A 13,005-nucleotide genomic window follows, 5' to 3' on the forward strand; every position below is an offset into this window, starting at 1 on the left:
AAGGTAGAATTATTTCTACCTTTTTTAGTTTATTCATCTTTATTAAGAAGCATTTTATTAAATTAGCGCAACAAAATTTTATAAAATGAAAAAGTTATTTCTATTATGCACCTTTCTCCTGAGTTTTCTGCAAATGCGCGCGGACGAAGGAATGTGGCTTATGATGCTCGTGAAAAGATTAAACGGCACTGACATGCAAAAAGAAGGTTTGCATCTTACCCCAGATGAAATTTATTCTGTAAATAATTCCAGTTTAAAGGATGCTATCGTAAGTTTTGGGGGTTTTTGTACAGGTGAAATCGTGTCTTCTCAAGGTTTGGTCTTTACAAATCACCATTGTGGTTTTGATGCAATTGCGGCGGCTTCCACACCAGAAAAAAATTATCTTAAAAATGGATACTGGGCAATGAAGCGCGATCAGGAATTTAATGCAAAAAATCTTTACGTGAGATTTTTGGTAAGAATGGATGATGTTTCAAAACGCATCAATTCAAAATTAAATGCAGATATGTCGCCAGAAGTAAGAAAAGCTGCAATCAGTGCAGAATATAAGGCAATCCAAACAGAAAATTCTGAGAACGGTAAATATACTGTCATTGTTAAAGATTTTTTCAACGGCAATGAATTCTACTATTTTGTGTACCAGGATTACAAAGATATTCGTTTAGTTGGGGCTCCACCGGCGTCTTTGGGAAAATTTGGCGGTGATACTGATAACTGGGAATGGCCGCGCCATACTGCAGATTTCAGTATTTTTAGAGTTTATGCGGATGCCAATAATAATCCAGCAGAATATTCTATGAGCAACATACCTTTAAAACCAAAGCATTTTTTACCAGTTTCTCTTAAAGGTTACAAACCTGGTGATTTTGCGATGATTTTAGGTTATCCAGGAAGAACAAACAGATATTTAACTTCATTTGGAATTGAGCAAATGGTAAATAAAGATTATCCGGCGTGGGTTGAAGCTTCAAAATTATCGATGGATGTTATGAAAAAATATATGGATAAAGATGATGCAACAAGATTAGATTACGCATCTCAATATGCAAGTGTTGCCAATTATTGGAAAAATAGACAAGGAACGATTGATGCAGTAGGAAAAAATGGAACAGTTGCAGAAAAGCAACAAGCCGAAGCAGATTACCAAAAATGGGCACTTTTACCAGAAAATGAAAAAGTTTATGGGGGTGTTTTAGCAGATATTCAGGCCTATTACAAACAAATTTCAGAAAGAAACGTCGAACGTAATTTTTCTTCTCAATTGCAAAGAAATGCAAAATATATTTCTGTAGCTTATTCTTTGGGAAGTTTGTTTAAAACTTATGCCGATCAGGATGCAGCCGGACAAATAGCGATGAAACCTAAAATAGAAGCTGCTATAGCTGGACTTTATGATAATTTCCATTCTAATGTGGAAGGTGAAATGCTAAATTCTTTGGTCAATCTTTATCAGCAAAGAGTTTCGAAAGACGTGGCCTCACCAACAATATTAAAAGCTGATGCTAAAAATTTATCTCTTATGGCTGCTGCATCAATTTTTGCAAATGAAGCATCAGCAAAGTTATTTTTAAATAACCCAGATCGTTTAAAAATTGATGGCGATCCTTTATTTCAAATGGCAAACGCATACATCACGGACTATAAATTATCATCTGAGAGATTTATAAAAGTTGATGAAAATTTCGAGAAGAATAACCGTCTTTATTTAGCAGGATTAATGATGGCAAGTCCAAATAAAAAATTCTATCCAGATGCAAATTCTACGATGAGGTTAACTTACGGTCAAGTCGCCACTTTGCCGGAAAGAGCAGATAGAAACTACAAAGGTGTAAAAGAAAATTTTTATACAACCATGGACGGAATGATTGCAAAATATAAAAAAGGTGATGAAGAATTTGATTTACCACAGAAAGTTTTAGATTTATACAAAAAGAAAGATTTTGGGATGTATAAAGACAAAGGTGGTTACATGCCAATCAATTTTCTAACAAATAATGATATTACTGGTGGGAATTCTGGTTCGCCAGTGATTGACGGTTACGGTAGGTTAATTGGTTTGGCATTTGACGGAAACAGTGAAGCTCTTTCTGGCGATATCGTATTTGAGCCAAAATTACAAAAAACGATTAATGTCGATGTTCGTTATGTGCTTTGGGTGATTGATAAATATGCTGGAGCCGGACACATTATTAGTGAATTGTCTTTAGTGAAATAACTTTTTCAGCTAAAATCATTTATAAAAAAAATCGTCCCGGCATAAAATGTTGGGACGATTTTTTTTAATTTTAATGGAAAATTCTTTCGAAAAAATCCTTTTTCTTTTTAGGCTCTTCCTTTGGCGTCTCAGGCTTAGATTTTAGTTTTTCTGTCACGTTTTTTACAGCACTTTTCACATCCTTAATATCTGATGCCACATTCTTTACCGTTTCAGCGTTTTCCTTATAATTAATTCCAATTAAAGTTTTTCCTAAGCCATTCTCCAAGCCTTTCCAGAGAAGGTTAAAGAAGGATCTTGTATTATCTCTTTTTACATGATCGACCGTTACGGATGCAGGAAATTTGTCCGAACTATTTTTTATAAATAAATTTGCAATAGTTGATAAAAATTTCTTCTTTTCGTTAGTATCTTTTTTTAAAATTGCAATTTTCAAATTGTCATGATCCATTTTCATATTACCGTTTATTTCCACCGAATTTCCGCTAAAATTAAACTCTAGTTTTTTGATCATTCCTGCGGCTGTGACATGTAAATAAGGTTCTATAAATGGATTTAGATGGGAAGCCTGCATGTTTGAGACATTGCCTGAAATTGTAAACTTATCCTGTAAATCAACCGTATTAAATCCCCAATTAATGTGTAAAGGAGAAGCATCCATAAAACCAGCATTAATGGTAATCGCTACTTGAGTGGGTTTACCTTTCATCTTACCGGAATTTATATTCTTTATATTTAAATTAAATGGTTTGAATGAAATTTTTCCCGGTCCGTCGCTCGTCGGAATATCTTCTTCGTATACTAACAGAGAATTTTTCACGTCTAAATTATTGATGAGAAGAGGAAATTTAATTGAACGTAACATTTTAGAATATAACGGTTTAACTGTTTTGTCATCTTTCGGAATTTTACTTTTGAAAATGTTTGCATTCATATTATTTAGCGTCACGTTTGAAAGATTGATGACTTTATTTTTATTTAGCAGATCATAGTTTCCTGTAAAAGTAATAGAAGGAACTTTTATATCATAAAGATCCCTTTCTGTAGGGATCATTTTTATAAACTCCGCTCGGCTCACCAAAGGCACCATTGAGAAATTTGAAATTTGTCCGCCTTTTTCAGAAATTTTTATCGCATTTGCAGAAATTTTATAAAATTGACTTGGTTGATAATTAAAATTAATCGCGGTGAAATTATAATTAGCACTTTTTAGTAGAATCTGATTAGCTTCATCTTGTTTCAATTCTAATTCATTGATATTTAAATTTAAACCTTTCATGACAATTGGTTGTCCTTTAGTTTCAAAATCTAAATCAGAGTTTTTTAAATTTATTTTATGAATTTTTAAAGGAAAATCTAAAATTGATATTTTGTTTTTCTTTTCGCTTTTTATATTTGAAGTCGCAATTTTTCCTTTAATTTCATCAACCAAGACATTATCAATTTCCATTTTTAATTTAGAATTAACCATTTTCCAATTTTTCATTTTTAGTAAAATGGATCTTGTATGGATGTCAAAATAATTTTGGTCCGCAGATTTAACGGTAGATTTTAAGCTGATGAGGTTTAATGCTATATTTTTTGGATCAATTTTAAGAATAGAAACTTTCAAATGTTCATTTTCGGAAAAATAGTTGATATTTTTCCCGTTCAGATTAAATGCATCATATTGAAAGGGCAAAGGATTTTTTGCCGTTTTGCTATTCAGTAAAATTTTTGTCACATTAAAATTCAAATTCTCGCCCGTAAAAAGTGTTGTTTGATCACGCTTTTCAACGTCAACTTGGGCATTATTTACAAGTACACTTCCTAAATTTACTTCAAAATTGAAATCCTTTTTATCATCAACCTTTGGTCTTATGCCGGTTGTGTAAATTTTAAAATTGGGTTGCTCCAGGCGAAAACTTTTTAAATCTACTTTCTTATTTTTAAACTTAAAACCTTCAAGTAAGGCTTCAGATCCTTTTAAATTAATCAAATTACTCTTTTCTGGAAAATAGTGCATGAATTGTGTAAAACTCAAAAGCGGTATTAAGGAAAATTTCCGAATATTTAAGACTCCATCTTTAGTTTTAATATTATCGGCTAAAAACAAATACACATTATCCGGACGGAAATATACTTTATTAGCTTCGATTGTATATGTGTCAAACTCAACACGCAAGCCATTTTCTTTCTTTTCAAAAGACAATTCTAAACCAGTCAGTTTTAGATTTAAAGCATTTGCACTAAGAATTTTCCTTTTATTTGGTTTAAAAACCTGAATCTTTCCATCTCTAATTTCTACATTTTCTGCTTCAACGGGATTTTGCTCTTTTTTAGTTTTGTTTTTTATTAAAGGCAAACTGATATTCAGAACTGGTTTTGTTAAAACTAAACTTTTAGTATTTATGGACTTATTAAAAACCGCATCAAAAATACCGAAACGTCCAATTTGTAAAGAGTCTATAGTTCCCTGAATACCCAAGCTGTTATTATCATTAGGATTTTTATTATTGATCGAAATTCCGCTCGCAGTAATGTTACCCGAAAGTAATTCCACATCTAGTTTTTGATATGAAATTTTATAGCTTGTATTATTTTTTAGATAATCAGGTAAATTGTTTTTTAACCAGTAATTAATACCAAAATTCAGAAGAATTAAAAGGAGCAAAATACTGCCAAAAATTACACTAAGAATACGGAAGTATCTATTTTTCATCTACCATTACTGTAATTAGAGTTTATAAATTGATTTTAGGGAATTATATAAGGTAAAAAAACCGCTCAATATAAATTCAACGGTTTTTGGGTTTTATTTTAAAAAGTGATTAGTTGGCTGGAACACTGTTGAAATTTAGGGAAATACGTAAATTCATGTCAGAACTGGTAGAATTTTTCAATACGTAAACCGTTCTTACTTTTAGATTATTGCTTTTTACTACACTATCTAAATAACCGGAATCATTAACATCCAAATTCATGGTGTTACCAGAATTACTAAAATCTGCTCGTGACGCAACAAGTTTTTCTGAAGATCCGTCAGAGGAGACGTAAACTTTAAAAGATTTAAAATCTGAGAGCGAACCATTGGACGGAGAGATTACGTTCACTTTCGCTTCCGAAATTCTTACGTCTTTAATTTGTGCATTATTGTTACCGCCGAACCAACTTTGTACGTTGGAGGCCGTGGTGGAAGACGAAACTTCCTGGTTTGCAGGAACGCCCGTTGAAACTAAAACGTTTGCTGTGTAAGGAAAGGTATTTTGAACAAGAGATTGAACCGTTCCGCAGCTTACTAATGTCGTAGAGGCGATTATTCCAGTTAAGATTAAATTTTTCATAATGTTTTTGTTTAGTGATGTTATATTTAGAAACGATTACTCATAAATTATACCAAAAAAAAATTACTCTATTTTTAAACTGAAATGGCCTTTTCCACTTCCGTCCGCCATTAAATTTTTCCCTAAAATTATCCAGTATTCACCTTTTTTTGCAGTGTTTAGAATTAAAGTTTGTCCAAATGGTCCGTCAAAGCTACCATCAGGTTTTTTTATCTGATTAATTCTTAAGTTCATTGGCTTTCCAGTTTCAATGGTAATTTTCAACTTAGATCTAGAAACATTCTTTAGTTTCAGAATAAATTTTTGATTGTCTGTAGTAAATTGATCTCCGACTGTAAAAGGCAACATGCTTCCATCAGCTGTTCTTACAATCTCATTTTTATCAACATTTCTATTAACTCCCTCATCCAAAACTTTCGCGACAACTTTAGAATTTGCAATAAGAGAATCTTGATTTATTGTTGTGTTTTTTTGAATTGATTTAGATGCTGATCTAGCGGAATCTATAGATTCAACACTTGCAGAAGTCGACTCTTTTTTACATCCAATTAATAATAACGGAATTAATAATATTAGTTTTTTCATGTTATAATTTTTAATATTGAAACAAAATATGAACCAAGTAGCACTTAATCAAGATTTATCACTAAAGGAATAGCTGATTTCATTAATTATATTTTCTTTTTATTAGATTAGTTTTTCTCTTCATCCAAGATTTAAGATTAAAAATTAGAGGAAAATTTTTAAATGTTAGAAAAATCTAATAAGTGTTACTGAAATGATCTCTAACTTATATTTCTGAGTCTTTCTTTAATTTTCGCAATATTCTCCTTCGCTGAATCTTCCAGGATTAATGTCGCACTCATCTTAATTCTTTCAGGCATTAATTTTTCAAAATGATGATAGTTTTCCCAGGACACTTTCTTTATTAAACTCAATGCTTCAGAATTTCTACCACTTAATTTCTTTAAAAATAAATCAATTTCTTCATCCATTTCTTCGATTGAATTTGAAATAGAATTATAAATATTTTGATTTAAACACCATTCTGCACTGCGGAAATCTGCATCTAACGCCATGGCAGAAAAAGCCGCAATCCCAATTTTTCTTTCAACAAAAGGTCCAATTATGAATGGTCCGATTCCTAAATTAATTTCTGTTAATGCCAATGCAGATTGTTTTGTTCCAAAGCAATAATCGGCGGCACAAGCTATCCCGACGCCGCCGCCAGTTGTTTTTCCCTGAACCCGCACAATCACAATTTTAGTACAAATTCTCATTGCATTCAACACTTTTGCAAATCCACCAAAGAATTTTTTTGAAGTTTCTAGATCTTCAATTGCTAACAATTCGTCGAAACTTGCACCCGCACAAAATGATTTTTCACCGGCGCTTCTAAGTAAAATTGCTTTCACTTCTTTTTTAGAACCTTCATCTAAGATAGTTTGTGCCAATTTTTCTAAAATTTTTCCTGGTAAAGCGTTGCTTTTTGGCGTCCCAAAAGTGATGGTCGAGATATTATTTTCTATTTCTGAAATTACGAATTCTTCTGTCATATTTTTATTTTTCTTTAATCTGATTTAAAGCGATCAGATATTTATCGATATATATTTCTTTCTCTTTGCTTTTGTATTGCTGAATGTAGCGCGGATGTTCTAAAACCGTCATTTTTTCAAACATTTTTTCTTCATTATTAATTTTATCTAAAAAAGTAGCGTTTTTTTTACCTAAAATATAAACCTCATTTGTGTCTAAACCAAAATTAATAAATTTATTTAAACTCTTTATCATGAAAGGTTTTACAGCTTCAAATAGTTTTTTGTCATCATAGTAATTGGCGTTCACCCAATTTCCTTTTTTTTTGTGAATAATAGCGAGTGGAAATGGGGAATTAATAAAAAATTCCTTGTAAAATTTTGTGGTCCCACCAAATGCGTCAATTACCAAATGTATATAAACCGAAGAGATTTCATGTGTGTGCGCAGATTCCATCTCAATTTCACTGTGACTTTTTAGCCTCTTTGTATCTGTAAAAGGAACACCTGTAACTCCCGCCCCGTGGCGACTTGGATTAATTCCTATTATAAATTTCCGCTGATTATTATCATTGTAAAACTTTTTGTAAAATTTCTCCATCACCACTAAAGTTTCAGGATTATCAAAAAATGGATTTAGTACGGCAAAACCTTCAGGCAAGTCCCCAGAATATTTTAAACTTTTATTAAAAGCAATTACTTCTTCGCAGATTATTTTTGTCATAAATTAATAAGCCTGTGATTTTTCTAAAGTTCCATAAATAATTTGTTTAAATCGGTGGTCTACAAGCCAAATTGTTCGAAATGGTGCGTCACATGTTTTTGATGAAATAACTCCATCATTTCCTTATTTAAAGTTCCAAAAATAAAATGCAAATGTTCTGCTTCCGGATGTTCTCGAAAATAGATCTGATAATTTTTAACCGATTCAATGAAATGTGTTTTGGCTTCCTCTAAATTTTTATGCTTCAAATCTGGTAATTTTCCGTCCTTTAAAAATGGTGCAGGAAAGTCTTTCGGCATCTTTCTAAAACCATAAAGAGAATCTTGGTACATTTCTAAATGTTCTTCTCCCGTTTTACACTCCGAAGTTTCCAATTCTCCGGTGCTGTATTTCATGGTTGATTCCAAATGCTCAAGCATTTCTTGCGCCTGCATTTGTCCCCATTTCGGAAGCGTGTCTTTATTTATGTTTTTAAGCCTTTTTTCAAAATCTTTATAATTAATTTTAACAAATGGGGATTTTTTTGCAACCAAAGTTAAAATAGTCGCTACACAAACTACTTCTTCCCGCTGATTAATGACTTCTACCAGCCACTTTACAACACCGCTCGGAACATTTCTGCCTTTTACACCCTTATTTACTTTTTCTTTTGCCGTCAAATAGACGGTTATTGTGTCACCTGCATAAACAGGTTTGAAAAAACTACAATTTTCTAAACCGTAATTCGCAATCACAGGTCCTTTTTTACCTGAAACAAATAAACCAGCCGCGGCAGATAATATGAAGTAGCCGTGAGCGACGGTTTTATCGAAAATAGTTCCTGATAAACTTGTCGCATCAGTGTGTGCATAAAAATGATCCCATGAAACATTAGCAAAATTTACAATATCAGCTTCCGTAACGGTTCTTCCGGCGGTTTCTAAAGCATCACCGATTTCCACTTCTTCAAAATATTTTTGAAAAGGATGTAAGTCAGAATATTTCTTTTCAGCGCCAGTTTGATAAATTTTTGTAATCGCCGTTAAAACATCGGGCGAACCTTGAATCGCTGTTTTTTGCAAAAAGAAGTGTAATCCATTTAAACCACCCATTTCTTCACCGCCACCCGCTCTTCCTGGTCCACCGTGCATCATTGTGGGCAAAGGTGAACCGTGACCTGTACTTTCTTTTGCATTATCACGGTTTAACACATAGATTCTTCCATGCATCGTTGCCATTTTCCAGGCTGTTTCTGCTATAAAATTATTATCGTGAGAAATGATCGAGCCTACCAAACTTCCTTTTCCACGTTTCGCCAAAGCAGCGGCTTCATCCGCATCCTTATAAGGCATTAAAGTAGAAACCGGTCCAAAAGCTTCAACATTATGTGAAATGTTTTTGGTGAAAGGTGAATCATTAAGGAATAATTTAGGCGACATAAAAGCACCGTTTTCATAATCAGCATCAATTAAATCTTGTTTGCCATCATAAATTAGTTCTGTTTCACTTTTTAATATTTCTATTTTTTCTAAAACTTCTTTGTATTGCTCTTTTCCAGCTAATGCGCCCATTCGGGTTTCACGACTTAACGGATTTCCAATTTTAACCTGGTCTAAAGATTTGATTAAAGCATTTTGCACTTCACCGATTAAATTTTCTGGGACAATAATTCTGCGGATAGCGGTACATTTTTGTCCAGCTTTCGTGGTCATTTCATTTCGAACTTCTTTGATGAATAAATCAAATTCTGGCGTTCCAGGTTTTGCATCTAAACCTAAAATAGAACAGTTTAAAGAATCTGCTTCCATATTAAAACGCACAGCGTTCTCGGAAATAGATTTCATTGACTTTAATTTTTTCCCAGTAGAAGCAGAACCTGTAAACAAAACAGAATCTCCATCCTGCATATTTTCGAGTAAATTTCCCGCACTTCCACAAATTAATTGAACGGCGCCTTCCGGTAAAATGCCACTTTCAATCATATCTTCAAAAACTGTGTGTGTGAGATAGCTTGTTGGCGTGGCAGGTTTTACTAAACTTGGGACGCCGGCTAAAAGTGAAGTAGATAGTTTCTCAAGCATTCCCCAAACTGGGAAATTATAGGCATTTATTTGCACAGAAATCCCCTCACTGGGCGTAAGAATATGTGTTCCTAATAATGTTCCGTTTGCAGAAAGCTTCTGTGTGTCGCCGTCGACCCAAAATGGTGTATTTGGCAACATTTTTTTTGCAAGTCCAGAATAAGTGAAAAAAGTCCCAAATCCGCCCTCAATGTCAACCCAAGAATCTGCGTGAGTTGCGCCAGTTTTATAAGAAATATCGTAGTATTTTTTCTTCCGTTCTAATAAATAAAGTGCAAGATTTTTTAGCATTTGTCCTCGGTCATAAAATGTCATTGAAGACAAATTTTTATAACCCAGATCTCTACCGTAATTTAAGGCATCTGCTAAATTCAAACCAGAAGTATCTGCAGTTGCAACTTGCTCGCCGCTGACGGAATTATATAATTTTGTGCCTTCAGAGTTACCTTCGATCCACTCGCCGTGGATATAGTTTTTTAGTTTCATATCTTATTTAATAAGCATTAAAATAGAGAAAAATCGCGTGATTTTTCGTGTGGTTAAGATACGAAAATTGGCAGAAATTTTTATTTTTTACAGAATTTGCGCCCCGACCTGAGTGGAAATCCTTTTTGTGTAGCAAAGCGGAACAAAAAGATTGAGAACGGAGGGCGGAAATAGGCGCCCAAAGAATGATTTTAGTTTTTATCCATAAACTCTTTAATCTCAGTAGAACGTTTGTTCCACGGAAAGAAATACTGCAAAACCATCGGAATATGACTCTTATTTATAAAAATTGGTTTTACATTTGGCTGAAATTCATGAAGTTTTGTGAGGAAATGTTCGTTAGCCGTTTTTATAGACTGATAAGTTTTCTTGCCAACGTAAATCATAAATGGCGGCGAATTTTTATCTAAAAAATAAATAGGTGAAGCCTGGTACCAATTTTCGGGATTCTTACTCCAGGTTGCGATGTAATTATCAACGTTTGTAGGTGGATTTTTTTCTAAATAATCCTTCATATCAATTCCGGCAGCATCATTTAAAATAATTCCGGAAATAGATCTTTCATCAACGCCAAATTTCGGATTTAAAACCGCGGAAGCGACTAATTGGCCACCAGCAGAATGGCCCGTAACAAAAATTTTATTTTCATTCCCATTATAATTTTTTATATTTTTTTGAACCCATTTTATAGAAGTGGCTATCTCAGCAGTCATTTCATCAACGTTTGCTTCGGGACTCAATGTGTAGCCTGGAATTACGGTTATTACATCTTTACGTGCAAAATTACGTCCAAAAAAACCGTACGTTTCCTTGCTGCCACTGTTCCAGTTTCCGCCATGAACAAAGATCAAGACAGGAAGTTTTTTATTTTTGGGATTGTTTGGAACAAAAATATTTAGTTTTAAATCGTTGTTTTTTGCAGATTTACCGTAGATAATATCTTTGTTTTTAGTGGAAGCGCAACTTACAAAAAGTAAAAGACCAAGGCTTATTAGAATAAATTTTTGCATTATTAAAAATACGATTTTGTTTTCTTTAAAGTTTCATTTAGACAAATGGATTTAATAAAATTTCGTAATTTTAGAATTATTAATATCATGAAAAAATTAAAACGCTTTAACTTTACGAATGATTTTAGAACTATTTATTTAAAATAAAATATATGAAACTTTATCCTCTCCAATGTGGAAAATTTAAATTAGACGGCGGTGCTATGTTTGGTGTGGTTCCAAAATCTTTATGGCAAAGAACAAACCCGGCAAATGACAATAATTTGATAGAATTAGGAACGCGGTCACTTTTAATAGAAGACGGTAAAAAATTGGTTTTGATTGATTGCGGTTTAGGCAATAAACAGGACGATAAATTTTTTGGTCACTATTCACTTTGGGGAGATGATACCTTAGAAAAAAATCTTGCTAAATTTGGCTTTGTTAAAGATGATGTTACTGATGTTTTTTTAACACATCTTCATTTTGACCATTGTGGTGGCGCGGTTGAGTGGAATAAAGATAAAAATGGCTATCAACCAAGTTTTAAAAATGCGCACTATTGGAGCAATGAAAATCACTGGGAATGGGCGACTAATCCAAATCCGCGGGAGAAAGCGAGTTTTCTACCGGAAAATATTTTACCGATTCAGGAAAGTGGACAATTAAATTTTTTAGATCTGCCACTAACAGGAAACTATAGGTTTGGAACTGATCTTAAAATGGATGTTATTTTTGTGGACGGACACACTGAAAAGCAAATGCTTCCGGTGATAAAATATCAGAATAAAACAATTGTTTTTGCAGCAGATTTAATTCCGACAGCAGGACATATCCCACAAGTTTATGTAATGGGTTATGACACGCGGCCACTTTTAACAATGGAAGAAAAGGGAAAATTTTTGCAGCAATGTATTGATAATGATTATTTGTTGTTTTTTGAACATGATGCACACAATGAATTGGCAAGTTTAAAAATGACAGAAAAAGGCGTGAAATTAGATGAGATTTTTAGTTTTGATGACGTTTTTGGATATTAAAAAATGGAAGAAAAATCTGAGAGGCCAAAATTAATAGGTGTGACGGGCGGAATCGGTTCCGGGAAAACTACAGTGGCGCGAATTATTGAAGAAAATGGTTTTTCCGTTTATTATTCTGACGTTCGGGCAAAAGAACTGGTTAATGAAAGTGACTATTTGCGTAATGAGGTTAAAAGTTTTTTAGGTGAAAAAGCATATAATGAAAATGGAATTTATGATACTAAATATGTTTCAGGGAAAGTTTTTTCAGATTCTAAATTATTAGAAAAATTAAATAATACTATTCATCCAGCAGTGAAGCGGGATTTCGAACATTGGATATCTTTGGAAAAGGGTAAAATTATTTTTAAAGAAACTGCGCTACTTTTTGAATTGAAAATTAATAAACAATGTGATAATAGTTTATTAGTAACTGCGGAAGATAATATTAGAATAAAACGAGTGATGGACCGAGATGGAAAAACTTACCGGGAAGTGGAAACAATTTTAGAAAAGCAAATGCCTGAAAAAGATAAGATCCGAAAAGCAGATTTTATCATTTTTAACAATTCTACATTAGATGATTTAAAAAATCAAACTGAAAAAATCTTGAAAGATATTTTAAATCTGTTGGAGTAAAAATTTACTTTA

The 13,005-nt window shown here is 32.9% G+C and carries 10 protein-coding genes; 3 read left to right on the forward strand and 7 right to left on the reverse strand.

Annotated features, from left to right (window positions below; translation table 11 throughout):
• Positions 1–85 precede the first annotated feature (85 nt).
• A complete protein-coding gene (locus ACVBED_RS11540) occupies positions 86–2,218 on the forward strand; it encodes a S46 family peptidase (protein ID WP_447120420.1) in 2,133 nt (710 codons plus the stop codon).
• A gap of 70 nt (positions 2,219–2,288) precedes the next feature.
• Here ACVBED_RS11540 and ACVBED_RS11545 read toward each other — a convergent pair whose 3' ends face one another.
• From ACVBED_RS11545 to ACVBED_RS11575, 7 genes are all read right to left on the reverse strand, one after another.
• Positions 2,289–4,760, reverse strand: coding sequence for a hypothetical protein (locus tag ACVBED_RS11545; RefSeq protein WP_473095026.1), 2,472 nt, complete (start codon positions 4,758–4,760; stop codon positions 2,289–2,291).
• Positions 4,761–5,028: 268 nt separating this feature from the next.
• The gene (locus tag ACVBED_RS11550) at positions 5,029–5,541 is read right to left on the reverse strand and encodes a hypothetical protein (protein ID WP_447120424.1); all 513 of its coding nucleotides are present in this window, start codon (positions 5,539–5,541) and stop codon (positions 5,029–5,031) included.
• Positions 5,542–5,604: 63 nt separating this feature from the next.
• The gene (locus ACVBED_RS11555) at positions 5,605–6,126 is read right to left on the reverse strand and encodes a hypothetical protein (protein ID WP_473095027.1); all 522 of its coding nucleotides are present in this window, start codon (positions 6,124–6,126) and stop codon (positions 5,605–5,607) included.
• Positions 6,127–6,326: 200 nt separating this feature from the next.
• A complete protein-coding gene (locus ACVBED_RS11560; protein ID WP_447120426.1) occupies positions 6,327–7,097 on the reverse strand; it encodes an enoyl-CoA hydratase/isomerase family protein in 771 nt (256 codons plus the stop codon).
• A gap of 4 nt (positions 7,098–7,101) precedes the next feature.
• Positions 7,102–7,800, reverse strand: coding sequence for an SMUG2 DNA glycosylase family protein (locus ACVBED_RS11565; protein WP_473095028.1), 699 nt, complete (start codon positions 7,798–7,800; stop codon positions 7,102–7,104).
• 59 nt (positions 7,801–7,859) lie between these two features.
• Positions 7,860–10,346: a phenylacetic acid degradation bifunctional protein PaaZ gene (gene paaZ / locus ACVBED_RS11570; RefSeq protein ID WP_473095029.1), complete on the reverse strand. Its 2,487-nt coding sequence runs from the start codon at positions 10,344–10,346 to the stop codon at positions 7,860–7,862.
• Between the two features lie 191 nt (positions 10,347–10,537).
• Positions 10,538–11,356, reverse strand: a complete 819-nt coding sequence (locus ACVBED_RS11575) for an alpha/beta hydrolase (RefSeq protein ID WP_473095030.1) — start codon at positions 11,354–11,356, stop codon at positions 10,538–10,540.
• Positions 11,357–11,508: 152 nt separating this feature from the next.
• Between ACVBED_RS11575 and ACVBED_RS11580 the strand changes: the two genes are divergently transcribed.
• The gene (locus ACVBED_RS11580; RefSeq protein ID WP_447120428.1) at positions 11,509–12,375 is read left to right on the forward strand and encodes an MBL fold metallo-hydrolase; all 867 of its coding nucleotides are present in this window, start codon (positions 11,509–11,511) and stop codon (positions 12,373–12,375) included.
• 3 nt (positions 12,376–12,378) lie between these two features.
• Complete coding sequence (coaE, locus tag ACVBED_RS11585; RefSeq protein ID WP_447120429.1) at positions 12,379–12,993, forward strand: dephospho-CoA kinase; 615 nt, start codon at positions 12,379–12,381, stop codon at positions 12,991–12,993.
• The last annotated feature ends 12 nt before the right edge of the window (positions 12,994–13,005 follow it).

Source organism: Halpernia sp. GG3 (genome assembly GCF_052976925.2).